At 63.7% G+C, this 17,856-nt stretch carries 14 protein-coding genes; 12 read left to right on the top strand and 2 right to left on the bottom strand.

Annotated features, from left to right (window positions below; translation table 11 throughout):
• Positions 1-189: 189 nt before the first annotated feature.
• Together LRQ04_RS02060 and LRQ04_RS02055 are read left to right on the top strand one after the other, a co-directional pair.
• On the top strand, positions 190-1,881 hold the full coding sequence (locus LRQ04_RS02060) for an ABC-F family ATP-binding cassette domain-containing protein (protein ID WP_235517336.1): 1,692 nt from the start codon (positions 190-192) through the stop codon (positions 1,879-1,881).
• Positions 1,882-2,084: 203 nt separating this feature from the next.
• Positions 2,085-3,548 (top strand): amino acid permease, encoded by a 1,464-nt coding sequence (locus LRQ04_RS02055; RefSeq protein ID WP_235517335.1) that lies wholly within the window; start codon positions 2,085-2,087, stop codon positions 3,546-3,548.
• A 92-nt stretch (positions 3,549-3,640) separates the two neighbouring features.
• Here LRQ04_RS02055 and LRQ04_RS02050 read toward each other — a convergent pair whose 3' ends face one another.
• A complete protein-coding gene (locus tag LRQ04_RS02050) occupies positions 3,641-4,366 on the bottom strand; it encodes a dienelactone hydrolase family protein (RefSeq protein WP_235517334.1) in 726 nt (241 codons plus the stop codon).
• Positions 4,367-4,586: 220 nt separating this feature from the next.
• Between LRQ04_RS02050 and LRQ04_RS02045 the strand changes: the two genes are divergently transcribed.
• The 10 genes from LRQ04_RS02045 (at position 4,587) to paaZ (ending at position 16,449) form a co-directional block, all read left to right on the top strand.
• Positions 4,587-5,243: a pentapeptide repeat-containing protein gene (locus tag LRQ04_RS02045; protein WP_235517333.1), complete on the top strand. Its 657-nt coding sequence runs from the start codon at positions 4,587-4,589 to the stop codon at positions 5,241-5,243.
• A 119-nt stretch (positions 5,244-5,362) separates the two neighbouring features.
• Positions 5,363-6,589 carry an acetyl-CoA C-acyltransferase gene (locus tag LRQ04_RS02040; RefSeq protein WP_235517332.1) on the top strand — a complete coding sequence of 409 codons (1,227 nt, stop codon included), beginning with the start codon at positions 5,363-5,365 and terminating at the stop codon, positions 6,587-6,589.
• Positions 6,589-7,392: an enoyl-CoA hydratase/isomerase family protein gene (locus tag LRQ04_RS02035; protein WP_235517331.1), complete on the top strand. Its 804-nt coding sequence runs from the start codon at positions 6,589-6,591 to the stop codon at positions 7,390-7,392. Before LRQ04_RS02040 ends, LRQ04_RS02035 begins: the two co-directional genes overlap by 1 nt.
• Positions 7,389-8,252: a 3-hydroxyacyl-CoA dehydrogenase family protein gene (locus LRQ04_RS02030; RefSeq protein ID WP_235517330.1), complete on the top strand. Its 864-nt coding sequence runs from the start codon at positions 7,389-7,391 to the stop codon at positions 8,250-8,252. The genes LRQ04_RS02035 and LRQ04_RS02030 overlap by 4 nt, the downstream gene beginning before the upstream one ends.
• A 26-nt stretch (positions 8,253-8,278) precedes the next feature.
• Positions 8,279-8,881, top strand: coding sequence for a GNAT family N-acetyltransferase (locus LRQ04_RS02025; protein ID WP_235517329.1), 603 nt, complete (start codon positions 8,279-8,281; stop codon positions 8,879-8,881).
• A 159-nt stretch (positions 8,882-9,040) separates the two neighbouring features.
• Positions 9,041-9,958 (top strand): SGNH/GDSL hydrolase family protein, encoded by a 918-nt coding sequence (locus tag LRQ04_RS02020; protein WP_235517328.1) that lies wholly within the window; start codon positions 9,041-9,043, stop codon positions 9,956-9,958.
• Between the two features lie 55 nt (positions 9,959-10,013).
• Entirely contained in the window at positions 10,014-10,739 is a 726-nt protein-coding gene (locus tag LRQ04_RS02015; RefSeq protein WP_235517327.1) for a tyrosine-protein phosphatase, read from the top strand.
• Positions 10,736-11,749 (top strand): glycosyltransferase family 2 protein, encoded by a 1,014-nt coding sequence (locus LRQ04_RS02010; RefSeq protein ID WP_235517326.1) that lies wholly within the window; start codon positions 10,736-10,738, stop codon positions 11,747-11,749. Before LRQ04_RS02015 ends, LRQ04_RS02010 begins: the two co-directional genes overlap by 4 nt.
• Positions 11,750-11,942: 193 nt before the next feature.
• Entirely contained in the window at positions 11,943-14,141 is a 2,199-nt protein-coding gene (locus tag LRQ04_RS02005) for an S-layer homology domain-containing protein (RefSeq protein WP_235517325.1), read from the top strand.
• 208 nt (positions 14,142-14,349) lie between these two features.
• On the top strand, positions 14,350-16,449 hold the full coding sequence (gene paaZ, locus LRQ04_RS02000) for a phenylacetic acid degradation bifunctional protein PaaZ (RefSeq protein ID WP_235517324.1): 2,100 nt from the start codon (positions 14,350-14,352) through the stop codon (positions 16,447-16,449).
• An 803-nt stretch (positions 16,450-17,252) separates the two neighbouring features.
• On the opposite strand, the gene LRQ04_RS01995 is transcribed toward paaZ, so the two are convergent.
• Positions 17,253-17,855 (bottom strand): TetR/AcrR family transcriptional regulator, encoded by a 603-nt coding sequence (locus LRQ04_RS01995; RefSeq protein ID WP_235517323.1) that lies wholly within the window; start codon positions 17,853-17,855, stop codon positions 17,253-17,255.
• Position 17,856 lies beyond the last annotated feature (1 nt).

The raw sequence follows: 17,856 nt of genomic DNA, 5'->3' as shown, positions 1-17,856 counted from the left end.
AAGTTAGGCATACCGAAAAGTATTATTTAGGCCACCCGTTGACGCCTCTCGGGCCACCCGCGGCTTGACTCGACGCGGTACGCCCGGCAGGCTGGAGCGATGAAGTCTTGAGCGCAGCCCCCACTTTCGGCTGCATCCCAGTGCCCACATGGCTGTCTGCCAACCGCTGCGGACTTGCGAGGATCCCTCTTGACTGACCACCTTTACCTTTCCGGCGTTTCCCACAGCTATGGGGACCGCAAACTTTTCAACGATGCCCACCTCGTGATTCATCACGGAGAGCACGTCGCAATCGTGGGCGAGAACGGCGCAGGCAAGTCCACGCTCCTGCGCCTTCTCTCCGGCGTCGAGGCGCCCGACGACGGCTCTGCCGGTTTGGCAGGTGACTCCGGCTACCGCGTGGGTTACCTCGCGCAAACCCACGGCTTCCCCGAGTCCTTGACCGTGGGGGAGGTCATCGATGCTTCCCTTGGTGCCCTCCGCGACCTCGAAGATCGCATCGCGGAGCTTGAGCGCGACCTCGCCGACGCCGATCCCGATGCCTTGGAACTCTACGGAAGCCTGCAGACGGAGTACCAGCTCCGCGAAGGGTACGCGGCCGAGTCGCGGGTGGAAGCAGCGCTGGACAAGCTGGGGCTGGGAGGCTTGGCCCGCCGTCGAACGCTTGGATCGTTGTCAGGAGGCGAGCAGGAGCGGGTTGCCCTGGCCTGCCTCCTGGCCGATCCGGCCGAGGCCCTGCTGCTGGATGAACCCACCAACCACCTGGATGCCGAGGGAACCAGCTGGCTCGAATCGCGGCTGGCCGCACATCGCGGAACCGTGGTGGTGGTGTCCCACGACCGTGTCCTTCTGCGCAAAGTGGCCACCACCATTGTGGAAGTGGACGCTGAGCGCCGCTCTGTGAACCGCTACGGCAATGGGTACGACGGGTACCTCCGCGAAAAGGCGGCCGAACGCGCCCGTTGGGTTCAGCAGTATGAGGGCTGGCTCGACGCCATGGCAGCGGAGCGCCTTCAGGCTGCCACCGTGGCCGATGGCATGGGTTATGGCCGGAAGCGCGACAACGACAAGATGGCTTTCGGCTTCAAGACTGGAACCTGGCAGAGTGCTGCTGCCAGCAAGGTCCGAAACGCGCAGGAGCGGCTCCGCCGGCTGGAAGAGAATCCCGTGGACCGCCCGCCCGTGCCCCTGACCCTGGCGGCGCCCCTGATGACCTCCGGTCCAGCGGCCGTAGAGGCGTCCGAACCGGCCGTGAAAGCCAGCGGAGTCAGCGTCCCGGGGCGTCTGCAGCCCACTGATTTCTCCGTGGAGAAGGGCCAAAAGGTGTTGATCACCGGCCCTAACGGCGCCGGGAAATCCACCCTGCTCTCAGTCCTGGTGGGTGACCTGGAGCCGGCCACGGGTGCTGTGGCCATCAATGGCTCCGTGGGGTACCTGCAGCAGGAAATCCATGTGCCGGCGAGGCCCGGCTTGCGGCTGCTGCCTGCGTTCGCCGCTGGGTTGGGCGGAAACATCGACGAACATGCCGAGGGCCTCCTCCGGTTGGGCCTGTTCCGTCCCGCGGAGTTCCACGTGCCTGTCGGCAGTTTGTCCGCGGGGCAACAACGGCGGCTCGCCCTCGCCCGGCTCCTGCTGGGCGGCTACGGGACCATGATCGTGGACGAGCCCACCAACCACCTGGCACCAGCGCTCGTGGAGCAACTCGAGGCCGCGCTCGCTGCCTTCGCCGGTACTGTGCTGATCGTCAGCCATGACCGGGCGTTGGGGGAGTGGTTCGACGCCTCAGCCAGGGCCTCAGCAAGCGCCACAGCCGGAGCCTCCACTTCAGCCGGAGCCGGCAGCTGGGTGCGCCGCCGGATGGCGGACGGCGCACTGCACTAGCCATGCGTTGTTGCCTGCGTCACGGGCATTCCGGTTAATCCCGTAAGATAGACGGGTTGCGCGAAGCTTCGGCGTTCTGCGTTCTTTGTCACACTTCGGGATCCCTAAAGCGGGAAACCCCGAATTATGTGTGCCAAACCCGCCTGTGTTCCGGCACTGGGCGAAAACACCTACAGCAACACCCCGACCCACAAGGAACAGCTGTGCCGCAAAGTACTCCCACAGATCTCAAGAACTCCCCGGCCTCATCCGGTGCCACGGGTTCGACCCTCAGTGCTGAGGGTTACCAGAAGAGCCTGAGCCGCCGCCACGTCACCATGATCGCCATGGGTGGCGCCATCGGCGTCGGCCTCTTCATGGGCGCCGGTGGCCGCCTGGCCTCCACGGGCCCGGCCCTGATTTTCTCCTACGCCATTGCAGGCGTCATCGCTTACCTGCTGATGCGCGCCCTTGGCGAACTCATCATGTACCGCCAGACCTCGGGCTCCTTCGTGAGCTACGCCGGTGAGATGTTCGGCAAGAAGGGCGCCTACCTTTCCGGATGGATGTACTTCATCAACTGGGCCATGACCGGCATCGCCGAGCTCATCGCGATCGGCCTCTACTTCCAGTTCTTCTTCCCGAACGTACCCATCGAAATGTCCGCCATTGCAGCGCTGGTGCTGCTGGTGGCCGTGAACCTGTTCAGCGTCAAAGCCTTCGGTGAGTTCGAATTCTGGGCATCCTGCCTCAAGGTCGCGGCCATCGTGATCTTCCTGGCTGTGGGCACGTTCATGGTTGTCACCAACGCCAAGGTGGGCGAGGGGCACGCGTCTGTTGCAAACCTGTTCCATGCGGACGGCGGCATGTTCCCCAAGGGCGGCCTGGTGATGATCCTGGTCCTCAACGCCGTGATCTTCGCTTACAACGCCATCGAGCTGGTCGGCATTACCGCTGGCGAGATGGAAAACCCGGAACGCGAAGTCCCCAAGGCGATCCGCGCCGTCGTGATCCGCATTGTGGTCTTCTACGTCGGTTCGGTGACGCTGCTCGCGATGCTGCTCCCGTCCGACCAGTACGTGGCCGGCACCTCGCCGTTTGTTACCGTATTCGGGCAGATGGGCCTGGGCTGGATGGGCGATGTCATGAACATGATCGTCATCACCGCTGCCCTGTCGTCCTGCAATTCGGGCCTGTACTCGATCGGCCGAATTTTCCGCACCATGGCAAACAACGGCCACGCACCGCAGTGGCTCACCCGGATGTCCGCGCGCCACGTGCCGTACGCAGCCATCCTGGCCATCGGCGCCGTTTACCTCGTGGGCATTCTGCTCAACATCTGGCTGGGTGGCTCCCATGCATTCGACCTCGCCCTGAACACCGCATCCATCGGCGTGATCTTCACCTGGGGTTCAATCTTTGCCAGCCAGATCGCCCTGCGGAAGAAGCGCGGAAAGGTCTCCAGCCTGCCGATGCCCGGTTCGCCGTGGACCAGCTGGTTGGGCCTCGTGGCCCTGCTGGCCATTACCGTGCTGATCGGTTTTGACTCCATGACCAACAAGGAGACCGGCGAGGTCTTCCTGCTGGGCCTGTGGACCCTGGCAACCATTCCTTTCTTCGCCCTGATCCTTTGGCTGGGCTGGCAGAAGGTCAAGAACAACGAGCCCAAGAGCGAGCTCTTCAGCTAACGGTTCTACAGAACGCACGACGGCGGGTGCCGCCTTGGGTGACCAGTTCACCCCAGGCGGCGCCCGCCGTCGTTTTTGCTTCCGTTGCCGGTTCAGTCCGTCAGGTGCTTGGCGAAATGGTCCTCGATACGGCGCCACGCTTCCGGGGCGGAGGCAGGATCGGGTTTGATGCCCATGACCCGCATCAGTGGACGGAGCACTTTCGGGCCAATGGGGGCGTCGTTCATGAAGGCGTGGCCCGCCGTCGGAAATTCCTTGACGTCGTGCTCAATGCGCAGGCTGGTGAGGCCCGCCTCCAATTTCGCTGCCGCTCCGGGCAAGGTCCGGTCCTTGCCGCCGTAATTCGCGACCATCGGGCAGGAGCCTTCGAGGGCGCTGTGCAGGTCCCGGGGCAATTGGCCGTAGTTCACGGACGCGGCATTAAAACCGTCGTTGGCGGCCAGCAGCGCGAACGCACCGCCCATGCAGAAGCCAATGACGCCCACCTTCCCCGTGCACTTGCCGTCCGCCCGCAACCAGGCTTTGGCGGTGGAGATGTCGGTGAAGGCCCGGCCTTCGCCCGCGAGCATGGCGCGCATGGTGGCCACCAGGCAGCGCCGGGGGCCGCCGTCACTGTATAGGTCCACTGCCAACGTCAGGTAGCCCGCCTCTGCGAGCCGGTCTGCGTTGCGACGCATCACATCATCCAGTCCGAAGGCCTCGTGGATCATCACCACTCCCGGGAACGGTCCAACGCCGTCGGGCTCGGCCAAGTAGCCCTGCAACGCGGAGGAACCTCCGGACGCCTGGCTCGTTGCGCTCAAATCGATAGTGACCATGGGGGCCTTTCGCTGTGCGTGCAGCGCCATGGAGTGCGCCGACTCAAGTCAGTTTTCGCCATCGGAACCGTTCAGGCAAGGACCGGCCGTCGGTCTTTGTCGGCAGCCGGGGATAGGCTCGAGGCATGGAACTATCCACCACATTGACGCAGCACATCACCGCCGGACCAACGAGGGTTTGGCCCGAACTGTCCCTGATCACCACGCGGGAAACCCTCTGATGCCGGTGGCCAAGGTTGCAGCCCCCAAAATTTCCCCAGTGCGGTTGGACGAACTTCGTGATGACGACGCCCCGGACTTCCAGCGGGGTGAAAGGTACGACGGCGTCCGCCTCACCCGCGTATCTGCGGAGGGAGAGGAACTGAGCGGCGCAGATTTCATCGAGTGCGAGTTCAACAGCGTGTCCTTCAACGAGGCCCAACTGCGCGGCGCCACGTTCAGGGAGTGCGTCCTGGCCGAACCCTACGCACCGGTCTTCATGGCTGCCCGGACATCGTGGCAGGACGTGGAGATCAGCAACCCCCGGTGGGGATCAGCCGAACTTTACGAAGGCAACTGGCGTTCGGTCCGCATCGACGGCGGCAAGCTTGATTACGTGAACCTCCGGGGCTCCAAACTCATGGATGTTCAGATCTCCGACTGCATCATCAACGAGCTTGACCTCGGTGGATGCACCGGGACACGGCTGGCGTTGAAGAACTGCACCATCGGCACCTTGGATGTCACCGGTGCCAAGCTGAAGGACGTGGATCTGCGGACTTCCGAGTTCCGCGGAGTCAACGGCCTGGCCGGTCTGGCCGGCGTCGTGATTGATGACTACCAACTGAGCTTGCTGGCGCCGCTCTTGGCTGGGCACGTGGGGATCCGGGTGGTCTGAATCGGGGTTGGGCCGGTCTTCATCTGTTGACCGTCCAGCCGGTCCGTGTAATCTTTATAGAACGAACGGTCGGTAGATTATTCTCGACCGGTCCCTTTCACTTCGCGAAGGATGTTCTCATGGTCGAGGCTTTTCTTGTTGGTGGCGCCCGTACGCCTGTAGGTCGCTACGGTGGGGCGCTGTCCTCTGTCCGTCCCGACGACCTCGCAGCATTGGTGGTCCTGGAAGCAGTGGCGCGTGCCGGCGTCGATCCTGACACCATTGACGAGGTGATTCTCGGTAACGCCAACGGCGCCGGTGAAGAAAACCGCAACGTCGCACGCATGGCGACCATCCTGGCCGGACTTCCCCTCCACATCCCGGGCATCACAGTGAACCGGCTGTGCGCTTCCGGGCTGAGCGCCATCATCATGGCCGGCCAGATGATCAAATCCGGTGCCGCGGACATCGTGGTGGCCGGTGGCGTCGAGTCCATGAGCCGTGCGCCCTGGGTCCAGGAAAAGCCGACGACGGCTTTCGCCAAGCCGGGCCAGATCTTCGACACCTCGATCGGCTGGCGTTTCACCAACCCGCGCTTCACCAAGGGCGAGCTCTCCCGCGACGGCAAGATGACCTACTCCATGCCGGAAACGGCCGAGGAAGTGGCCCGTGTGGACAACATCTCCCGTGAGGACGCCGACGCTTTCGCGGTCCGCTCGCACGAACGGGCATTGGCCGCCATTGCCGGGGGCCGGTTCAAGGACGAAATCGTTCCGGTCACCGTCAAGACGCGGAAATCCGAGACAGTCGTGGATATGGACGAAGGCCCCCGGCTGGGCACCACCATGGATGTCCTTGCCGGGCTTCGTCCCGTGGTCCCCGGCGGCTCCGTGGTCACGGCCGGCAACTCCTCCACCCTGAACGACGGCGCCTCCGCCATCATCGTCGCCTCTGAAGAAGCCATCAAAAAGTTCGGCCTGACGCCGCGTGCCCGCATTGTGGATGACGCGTCAGCGGGCTGCGAACCGGAGATCATGGGAATCGGCCCGGTGCCGGCAACCCAAAAGATCCTGGCACGCACGGGCCTCACCGTGGACAAGCTCGGTGCCGTGGAACTCAACGAGGCTTTCGCTACGCAGTCCCTGGCCAGCATGCGCCGTCTCGGATTGAACCCGGATATCGTGAACAACGACGGCGGTGCCATCAGTTTGGGACACCCGCTGGGTTCCAGCGGCTCGCGGATTGCCATCACCCTGTTGGGCCGGATGGAGCGCGAACTCGCTTCCACAACCGGACCGAAGCTGGGCCTGGCGACCATGTGCATCGGCGTCGGGCAAGGAACTGCGATGCTGCTGGAAGGCGTGTAATGGCACTGAACCCGGAAGATTTCTCCACCCTCCTTATCGAGGAGCGCGAAGACCGGCTCACCGTCCTGTTGAACCGGCCCGAGGTCCGCAACGCCATCGACCAGCAGATGGTCGATGAGCTCCACCTCGTTTGCGCCGAGCTGGAACGGAGCCCGAAGGTCCTGATCATCGCCGGCACGGACGGCGTCTTCGCCTCGGGTGCTGACATCGGCCAGCTGCGCGAACGCCGCCGAGACGATGCCCTCCAAGGAATCAACTCCACGATTTTCGCCCGCATCGCCAAACTTCCCATGCCCGTCATCGCGGCATTGGACGGGTATTGCCTGGGCGGGGGCGCCGAACTCGCCTACGCCGCGGACTTCCGGATCGGCACTCCAAGCATCCGGATCGGAAACCCGGAGACGGGTCTGGGGATCCTGGCTGCGGCCGGCGCCACCTGGCGGCTCAAGGAACTCGTGGGTGAACCAAAGGCCAAAGAGATTCTCCTGGCCGGTGCGGTCCTGCGGGCAGAGGAAGCCCTGCGGATCAACCTCATCACCGCCATCGTCGAGGCACCTGAGCTCATGGACGCGGCCCACACCCTTGCTGACAAGATCGGTCGTCAGGACCCCTTGGCCGTGCGGATCACCAAGTCCGTATTCCATGCCCCGGCTGAAGCCCACCCGTTGATCGACACCCTCGCCCAGGGCATCCTCTTCGAGTCCCAGGCCAAGTTCGACCGGATGCAGGCGTTCCTCGACAAAAAATCGGCCAAAGCTTCGCAAGACACAGACGCTCCCACGCAGGACAGGACCCAGAAATGACCGACCTTACCGCCCTACCGCACGTTGTTGGAGTCCTGGGCGGCGGCCGCATGGGTGCCGGGATCGCACACGCCTTCCTGACCAAGGGCGCCACAGTGATCGTCGTTGAGCGTGACCATGAGGCTGCCGCCGGAGCCCAGGGCCGGGTGGCGGAGGCCGTGGCCAAGTCCGCCGCCCGCGGCACCCTGGAGGGGACGCCCGAGGAAGCATTGGCACGCTTCAGCACCTCCACTGACTACGCTTCCTTCGTCCACTGTGGGCTTGTGGTGGAAGCAGTCCCGGAGGACTACGAACTCAAGGTCGGCGCCCTTAAGGCTGTGGAGGAGCACTTGTCCGCGGACGCATTCCTGGCCTCCAACACTTCCTCGCTGTCCGTCTCCGGCCTCGCAAACGAGCTTCGTCGGCCCACCCATTTTGTGGGGCTCCACTTCTTCAATCCCGTGCCCGCATCAACCCTGATTGAAGTGGTGCTGGGCGAAAAGACGTCTCCCGAACTGGCTGTTGCGGCGAAAAGCTGGACCGAGGCACTCGGCAAGACCGCCGTCGTCGTCAATGACGCTCCAGGCTTCGCATCCTCCCGCTTGGGTGTGGCGATTGCGCTGGAGGCGATGCGCATGGTGGAGGAGGGCGTGGCGTCGGCGGAGGACATCGATGCCGCCATGGTTCTTGGCTACAAACACCCCACGGGACCGCTGAAGACCACTGACATTGTGGGGCTGGATGTCCGCCTGGGCATTGCCGAGTACTTGCATTCAACGCTGGGCGATCGCTTCGCGCCGCCGCAGATCCTCCGTGACAAGGTGGCGCGTGGCGAGCTGGGGCGCAAGTCAGGCAAGGGCTTCTTCGACTGGAAAGACTAGTGCGCAGGGCCGGTTAGGCTAGCCGGGTGACTTCAATTGAACCCATCACCCTGACCGGAAACTTCGTGACGCTGGAACCTCTGGGCCAGGAACACCATGACGGGCTGGTGGATGCTGCCCGCGACGGCGAACTGTGGAAGCTCTGGTACACCTCGGTTCCGGCTCCGGAGGGTATGGCCGCCGAGATTGATCGGCGCCTGGACCTGCAGGCAAAGGGTTCCATGCTGCCGTTCGCCACGCGCTCAAACGCCACGGGCAGGCTCATCGGCATGACCACGTACATGAACATCGACGCCGTGACACCCCGTGTCGAGATCGGCTCCACGTGGAACGCGGTGTCGGCGCACGGCACAGGAACCAATCCGGATTCCAAGCTGCTGCTCCTGCGGCACGCCTTCGAAACGCTGGGTTGCCCGGCCGTGGAGTTCCGCACGCACTGGCTGAACCAGCAATCCCGCGAGGCGATCGCCCGGCTCGGCGCAAAGCAGGACGGCGTGCTCCGGAACCACTCGCGCAGCGCAGATGGAGCGCTCCGCGACACCGTGGTGTTCTCCATCCTGGAGCACGAATGGCCCGCCGTGCGGAATGGTCTGGAGTTCCGCTTGGCCAAGTACCGCGCCGAGGGGTGAGCTTTCGGCACTATGCGCACGCAAGGTCTTTTCCCTCCGCAGCCGCAGGCGTAATCTAGCCAACACATTGCCCCGGTGCGCGGCCGACTGGTGGGCGAGCCGTGACTTCCGCGCATGCGGAACCGGAGCCCCAACGAGCGGTAAAAAAGGGGATTCACCATGGCAACTCATCAAGCACGACGGCGGCGCCCGGCTTTTGCGGGCGGTCTCGCCATCCTGGCTCTTTGTCTGGGTTTCACGGCCAGCCCGGCCACGGCGGCCGCGCCGCCGCTGCCCGACTATGTGGCACTCGGAGATTCGTACACGGCCGGAACGGGTGCGGGGGATTTATACGCGCCGACCCCGCCGGGGTGCTGGCAAAGCAAGGGCGGCTACGTCGATCTGGTTGCAGCCACCGGACAGGTAACCTTGCTGGCCAATCTTGCGTGCCATGGAGCTTTGCTTGTTCCGGGCGGCCCTTTCTATAACGGTGCCCCGTCGGTGGTTCAACAGATTCTCAGCAGGACCGGCAGATCTGCGCTGGCCAAGGCAGAATTGGTGAGCATCACTGCGGGTGCCATCGACGCCGGGAGCCTGCTCGCCCTGCGCGACTGCGCCAGCCCCGATACGGCCACATGTGCCGCCACTGTGGCGGGAATCCGCGCCAAGCTGCCGGCGATCACTCTTGGGCTCGCGGGAACATACGCGTTGCTCCGGGCTTCCGCGCCGCAGGCAGCCATTGCAGTCATGGGATATCCGAGGCTTTTCGATCCGACCCGAGGCCCCCTGGTTCTCCCTGGCGTCACTGTGGTCCCGGTGGAAAACCAGGTCCAGGTGAATTCCGCTGTTGATGCCCTGAATAAGGCGATCGCCGATGCCGTCAAGCTCAGCCGGACCAAGGCGGTTTTTGTTGATGTGACCCAGCGGTTCCTTGGTCACGCAGTGAATTCGCCGGAACCGTGGATCGTGCTGGCGCCCCCGGTGCCTCCGTCGACCCTGCTTCCGGATGCCAACTTCCACCCGAACGCTGCCGGACACCAGGCTTACGCCGCCGCCCTGCTCTCATCGGTGGTCCCGGCGCAGCCCGTCAATCCGTAGCCTTGGGCTCGCCGGGGGTAGCACCTCCGGCGAGCCAATGTGCTTAGCTGGCTCTATGGATTCAGCTCACGAAAGCGTGCACTGGGACGGAGTTGTCAACGCGTGGCGGATCGCCGGTGACGTTTACAGGATGGGCCGCCATGAGTGGGTCACCGAAGCAGGTTGGCAGCAGATGTTCGACGACGGCGTCCGCACCGTGATTGACCTGCGCGCCGATCGTGAACGGACCTCGCGCGACACCGATCCCCAGGTGCCCGAGGACGTGAAGGCGCGTATCGCCGTCGTCCATTGCCCCACGGAAGATCCGGACCATAGCCGCTTCAGCGAGCTGTTCGGCCCGTATCTCAAGGATCCCGAACAGTACGCCGACTACCTCCGGCTCTTCGCCGAAAAGGTGGCCGCGGTGTTCAAAGCCATCGCGGCGTCGCCTGGCAAAGTGGTGGTCCATTGCTCGGCGGGACGCGATCGCAGCGGCGTGATCGCCCTGATGCTGCAGCGACTGGCCGGCTACACCGACGAGGAAATCATCAGCGGTTATGAGCTCGCGGCCCGTGGTATCAACGAGCGTCATCGCACGCACGGGGCCCCACATGCGCACGACCCCTACCTCTCGGAGGCCGAACTCGAAGCGACGTTGACGCGTCGGCGGGCCAGCCTGAGGGCGTTCCTTAAGAGGCTCGATGCTCCCGGCTTCCTGGCAGCCAACGGCGTGTCCCCATCCGAACTGGCCACAGTACGGGCCAAGCTGGCAGCAACCGACGCTGCTACCATGCAGAGTTGACTGATCTCCCAACTGGATGGACCCGCATGACTACCGGCGCCCGCGTCACCATCGTGACGCGAACCAAGAACCGACCCACCTTCCTGGCACGCGCTTTGGACGACATCTTTGGCCAGACTTTCCGGGACTTCGAGCTGGTGATAGTCAACGACGGCGGCGACCCGGCCGACGTCGATCACCTCACCTCCCAGCGGAGCGAGGCTGAGCGGAACCGCATCACCACTTTGCACCACGCCGAATCCGTGGGCATGGAAGCGGCGTCGAACGCCGGCGTGAAAGCAGGCACGGGGGAGTTCGTGGTGATCCACGACGACGACGATTTCTGGGCGCCCGACTTCCTGGCCCGCACGGTGGCCTACCTCGATGATCCCGCGCACGCCGCCGAAAGCGGGGTTATGGTGCGGACGGAAATCGTCATCGAGGAGCTTGTGAACGGCAGGATTGAGCCCATCCGACGTGAGATTTTCTGGGCCAACATGCGCCAAATAACGCTCGCGGACATGCTCAAGATCAACCGCGCTGTCCCGATTTCGTTCCTGTACCGTCGCAGCCTGCACGACGCCGTGGGCTATTACAACGAAAACCTGCCGGTGGTGGGTGACTGGGAGTTCCACTTGCGCGTCCTGAGCCACTCGCGGGTGGGATTCCTCGACGGCGAACCCCTCGCCTTCTGGTCACAGCGCCCCGAGTCCGCGGGCCATGATGGGAACAGCATTTTCGCCAAAGCAGCGGAGCATGCCCGCTACGATGCCCTGGTACGTGACGAGCACCTTCGCGAAGAGGTCGCCCAAAACGGCCTTGGCACCATGCTCTATCTGACCCGGGTCCTTGCCGAGCAGGAGGAACTCATCGTTGCCCAGCAGCGGCGGCTGGATGAGACCACAGCCAAGCTGGATCACATCCTTGACCGCCTCGACGCCCTGAACCAGACGGTGGTGACACGGACAAGCGTGGGGGAGTTCCTGAAGAAGCCCATGCTGCTTGCCAAGAGGCTCGGCGGCCGGGCCTAAACGCTCTCTCACGTTCCGGCCGTTTCGGGCCGACGCTCTCTCACTTTCCGGCCGTTTCGGGCGGACGCTCTCTCACGTTCCGGCCGTCACATGTGCCCCCACTATCGACCCCTCCAGCGCAACCCCTTATGATCAGCGAAGGGCCGCTAATCGAAGCGGCCCTTCGCACGCTCAAAAGAATATTGGGGGACCCTTGAAGGGTAAATCGCGCGGCCGTTATCGGCTCGCTCTGACACTATTGGCGGCTCTGTTCCTCGGAGCCCTTCCTGCCGGACTCGCATCCCCGGCAGTTGCCGCAGCCACGGGAAGTATCTCGGGGACGGTCACGGTGCCCGCTGGGGTAGACGCGACCAAAATCATGGTCGCCACATTGGCCGGGCCCACCCAAAAGAACGTATGGGCCGATGCTGAGGGGAAGTTCCTGCTCCCCGCGCTGGAGGCAGGCCAGTACAACCTGCAATTTGTAGACACCGCCGCCCCGATGCAGTTGCTTCCCACTTTCTATGGGAACCGGGACAGAGAGCAGTCGACTGTCGTTACCGTGACCGCGGGTTCTGCTATCACCGGCATCAACCAGACGATGACCATGGGAGGAACGATAGCAGGGGAGGTGTCCGTCCCCGCCGGCGTAAACCCAGCGGGCGTCACCGTTATAGCTGAAGGGCCCGGCGGAACCAATTCAGGTGCCGTCAACAACGACGGAACATATGTGGTGAGGGGCCTGGGCACAGGCGGTCACAAGGTTTCCTTTTTCCACTACGGGCAGCCGTCACCTGTACTGAGCACCTACTACCCGGGTGCTTCACGCGACGGGGCCACCTTGGTTCCCGTTACCGAGGGTGCCGGCGTGACCGGCATCAACCAAGTAATGCAGCCAGCAGCCATGATTTCGGGGCAAGTCTCCGTTCCCATGGGGAGTTCCTATGACGGACAGGTCACGGTCGAAGCTGGTCCTGACTTCACCAAGAACAACTTTGTCAGCACAGCATTCATCGGTGCGGACGGAAGATATACCGTTGGCGGGCTTCCAGCTGGAAAGTACAAGCTCCATTTCCGCACCAACAACCAGAAATGGGCAAACATGTGGCACGGTGCGTTCGCCGTTGCCGACAAGTCTCCTTGGGTGTCGGTCGCGGCTGGGCAACAACTCACCGGCGTTACGGATTCCGCGGTCGCTGCTGCGAGCGTCTCAGGTTCCGTCTCGGGTCAGCCAGCTCCGGGACCGACCATGAGCGGCTCGGGCATGAGCATCACCGCAGTCATGCAGGACGGGACCGTGGCAGCGTCGACGGTGATGGAGACTTCCCAGACCACCTACTCCATTCGGAATCTGTTGCCGGGTTCATACAGGATCCAGTTCAACCGCGACCCTGACTTCGTTTCCTCATACGAGGCTCAGTCGTACAAGGACCTTCCTGAATCCAGCGGTACTGCGGGCGCTACATTGGTGACGGCGCAGGCCGGACAAGCCGTATCAAACATCAACGCGACGGTACGTGCGGGCGGCACATTCACAGGCAAGGTACTGGACTCCCAAGGCCGTCCCTTGGCGAACGCGCGGATCAACGTTTATACCAAGGATGGCTCGTTGGTCACTCGTTTTGACTACTCAATGGCTGATGGGACGTTCAAGGTTACGGGTCTGACGACGGGTCTGTATTTTGTCTCTGCTGAGGAGGGTGCGGAGTCGGGCCCGATTTTCTCTGGCAATGTGACCAATGCGGCTAACGCGCGTTCGATCTCTACTGTCGTCGGGCAGAACACCGATATTGGTACTTTGAGTTATGCCACGGCAACGGAAGGGAAGCAGGGTTTCGACGACGTTCCGCTGGGCGCGCAGTTCCAGGACGAGATTCAGTGGTTGGCTGATAAAGGTATTTCCACGGGTTGGCAGGCGGGCGATGGGTCCAGGACGTATCAGCCTCTGACCCCGGTGAACCGTGACGCGATGGCTGCGTTCATGTACCGCTTGTCGGGGAAGCCTGCTTTCACGGCGCCTGCTGTGTCGCCGTTCAAGGACCTGCCCGTGGGTGCGCAGTTCTTCAAGGAGATCACGTGGCTCGCGGACAAGGGCATCTCCACGGGTTGGGAAGAGGCTGACAAGTCGAAGACATACAGGCCCTTGCAGCCGGTGAACCGCGACGCGATGGCGGCGTTCATGTATCGGTTGGCCGGGGAGCCGGAGTTCACGGCACCCAAGGTTTCACCGTTCGTCGACCTGCCTACCACGGCCCAGTTTTACAAGGAGATCACGTGGCTTGCGGCGCAGGGAATTTCCACAGGCTGGGCTGAGGCGGGAAACACCAAGTCGTTCCGTCCGTTGCAGCCGGTGAACAGGGATGCGATGGCGGCATTCATGTTCCGCTACAACACCAAGTTCGGCTCCATCTAGCCGCATAGGCATGACCAAGGAGGGCCGGTTCCGCGAGCAGTGGAGCCGGCCCTTCGCCGTACCCAGGCGTCGCTGAAAGAAAATTCCTGCTGTACTCTGCCGGGCATTCATGTACCCTGTATATATTACCGAACGGCCGGTCAGTAATGTTGGCACCAGTCAGCAATGACCGTGCCGCTTTCATGTGCCTTGGAAGGACCCGTCGACGATGACCACTACAGCAGTCGCCCCGGAAACCACAGCCGTTGCAACCGTCCCCAGCTACGTCCAGGATGCCTGGTGGACCCCGGCGCCCGACGCGAAGAAAGTCCCCGTCCGCGATGCCAGCACAGGTGAAGTCCTGGCCAACGTGAGCACCGACGGGCTGGACCTGGCCGCCGTCGTACATTTCGGCCGAACCACTGGCCAAACTGAACTCGGGAAGCTGACTTTCCACCAGCGCGCGCTCAAGCTCAAAGAGCTTGCCATGTACCTCAACGGGCGCCGCGAGGAACTGTACGCCTCGTCGCTGCAGTCCGGCGCCACCAAGATCGACAACATGATCGACATCGACGGCGGCATTGGCGTCCTCTTCACGTTCGGTTCCAAGGGCCGGCGCGAGCTGCCCAACTCGCAGGTGATCGTGGACGGCCCCATGGAGACGCTCTCCAAGGACGGTTCGTTCGTGGCCGAGCACATCTACACACGCATTCCTGGCGTGGCCGTGCAGATCAACGCCTTCAACTTCCCGGTCTGGGGCATGTTGGAGAAGTTCGCGCCGTCGTTCCTGGCCGGTGTGCCCACCATCGTCAAGCCTGCGACTCCCACCGGGTATGTGGCTGAGGCTGCTGTACGGGCCATCATCGAATCCGGCATCCTGCCCGCCGGTGCGCTCCAGCTGATTTCAGGTTCGGCCCGCACGCTCCTGGACGAACTCGACTACCGCGACCTCGTCTCTTTCACGGGTTCTGCGTCCACGGCCAAGTCGCTAAAGTCCCACCCGAACGTGGTTCAGGGCGGCGTCCGTTTCACGTCCGAAACCGACTCGCTCAACGCTGCCATCCTCGGCCCTGACGCCGTGCCCGGAACTCCGGAATTTGAGGCTTTCATCAAAGCCGTCGTTACCGAGATGACCGTCAAGGCGGGTCAGAAGTGCACCGCGATCCGCCGCATCATCGTTCCGCAGGCCCTGACCGCTGACGTAGCTGCCGCCGTCGGCACCCGCATCAACGAACGCGTAGTGGTCGGCGACCCTCGCGCGGAAGGCGTCACCATGGGCGCGCTGGCGTCACTTGATCAGCTCGCCGATGTTCGCGCTGCTGTTCAGTCAATGCTCGACGCCGGTGGGGAACTCGCGTACGGATCTCTCGATTCGCCGTCGGTCACCTCGGTTGGGGGCGCCGTGGGAGTTGTGGAAGACGGCGCTTTCATGTCTCCGGTCCTCCTGAGATGGGCCGACGCGGAAGCTGAGGAAGTGCACTCGCTTGAAGCCTTCGGGCCGGTTTCATCGGTGATCGGCTACTCGGACCTGCCCGATGCGATCCGCCTGGCTGCCAAGGGATCGGGCTCGCTGGTGGCATCGGTATGCACCAACGATCCCGCTGTGGCGCAGGAGCTGGTGCTGGGAATTGCTGCCCACCACGGCCGCGTGCACATGCTCAACCGCGAAGACGCGCGCTCTTCCACAGGCCACGGTTCGCCCGTGCCGCACCTGGTTCACGGTGGACCGGGCCGCGCCGGCGGTGGCGAGGAACTGGGTGGCATCCGCTCGGTCCTGCACCACATGCAGCGCACTGCACTCCAGGGGTCGCCCAACATGCTCACGGCCGTTACGGGTGTGTGGCACACGGGGGCCGACCGCAACTTCACCGTGGAAACTGAAAGCGAGCACCCGTTCCGGAAGTCGTTGGCGTCCCTCCGCATTGGAGATGCGGTGCGCTCGGAGCTGCGCGAGGTCAAGCTGGAAGACATCACCGCTTTCGCGAACTCCACGGGCGACACCTTCTACGCCCACACAAACCAGGAAGCCGCCGAGGCGAACCCCTTCTTCCCGGGCATCGTGGCCCACGGCTACCTGCTGCTGAGCTGGGCTGCAGGGCTGTTCGTCGAGCCCGCGCCGGGTCCCGTCCTAGCCAACTACGGGCTGGAGAACCTGCGCTTCATCACGCCGGTTGCTGCCGGGGACTCGATCCGTGTGACCCTCACGGCCAAGAAGATCACCCCTCGCGAGACCGACGAGTACGGCGAGGTGGCCTGGGATGCCGTGCTGACCAACCAGAACGACGAAATAGTGGCGACCTACGACGTCCTCACCCTCGTGGAGAAGTAACCCTCCCTCACATCCCGGCGTGTTGAGGGCAAACGCTCCAGCACCTAACCAAAACGCTTCCACGCCTGAGTGCGCGGAAGCGTTTTGGTTTTAAAGCGGAAGGGCACGACGACGTCACTCGGCTACCGCCGTCGGGCGCTTGAAGGGGGTGGGATGTGAGTGAGGGTTGGCCGGAGGCCGTCCTGACCGCTGTGGAGAAGCAACGCTCTCTCACATTCCGCCGTGTTGAGGGCAAACGCTCCTGCACAACGACCGCAGCCAGCCGCCGTCGTCGGGCGCCGTGGGGGTGGGACGTGCGTGAGGGTTAGCCGGAGGCCGTCCTGACCGCTGAGGAGAAGCAACGCTCTCTCACATTCCGCCGTGTTGAGGGCAAACGCTCGTGCACGACGACGGCAGCCAGCCGCCATCGTCGGGCACCAAGGGGGTGGGACGTGCGTGAGGGTTGGCCGGAAGGGGGTGGGATGTGAGTGAGGGTTGGCCGGAAGGGGGTGGGATGTGAGTGAGGGTTGGCCGGAAGGGGGTGGGATGTGAGTGAGGGTTGGCCGGAGGCCGTCCTGACCGCTGTGGATAAGCAACGCTCTCTCACATTCCGCCGTGTTGAGGGCAAACGCTCCTGCACAACGACCGCAGCCAGCCGCCGTCGTCGGGCGCCGTGGGGGTGGGTTGTGAGTGAGGGTTGGCCGGACGGGGGTGGGTTGTGAGTGAGGGTTGGCCGGACGGGGGTGGGTTGTGAGTGAGGGTTGGCTGGAAGGGATGGGTTGTGAGCGAGGGTTGGCCGGAAGGGGGTGGGATGTGAGTGAGGGTCAGGAGGCCGTGTGGAGGCCCTCGAAGGCCATGGTGATCAGGTCGTCCGCGAGCTTCTCCGGGGACAGCGAGCCGCCGGGCTTGTACCACTCCACGATCGAGTTGATGGTGCCGAACAAGAGCCTGGTCACAGTGCGGGGATCGATGTCCTGCCGAAGCGAGCCGTCTTCGCGGGCAGCGGAGATCAGGGCAGCCACTTTGTGGTCGAAGGCACGCCGGCGTTCCAAAGCGTCCCGTTCGATCTCCGTGTTGCCCCGCAGGCGCAGCAGCAAGGTAACGAAGGGCAGCCGGTCCACCAGCACGGCGATGGTCTGCCGCAGCACAAACTCCAGCCGAGCGTCGGCAGGCCCTGACGTGGCAGAAGGCTCCTCAAGGATCGCCTCCAGCCCGCCCAGTGCGTGGTCCAGGGCGAGCTTCAGCAGATCGCCCTTGGACGGCACGTGGTGGTAGATGGCGGACTTCGATATCCCGAGGTTTTCAGCCAGGATGCCCATGGACGTTGCGTCGTAGCCGTGCCGGTTGAAGACGTCGACGGCGATGCGGAGCACCGACTGCTGGTCGTAGCCGGGCCGTCCGCGCTTGGTGGTGGTCTCAGTAGGCATG

This window comes from Paenarthrobacter sp. AR 02 (genome assembly GCF_021538675.1).
Lineage (GTDB): Bacteria > Actinomycetota > Actinomycetes > Actinomycetales > Micrococcaceae > Arthrobacter.
Note: the sequence above shows the minus strand (reverse complement) of the source record. Positions and strands in the feature narration are given on the sequence as shown.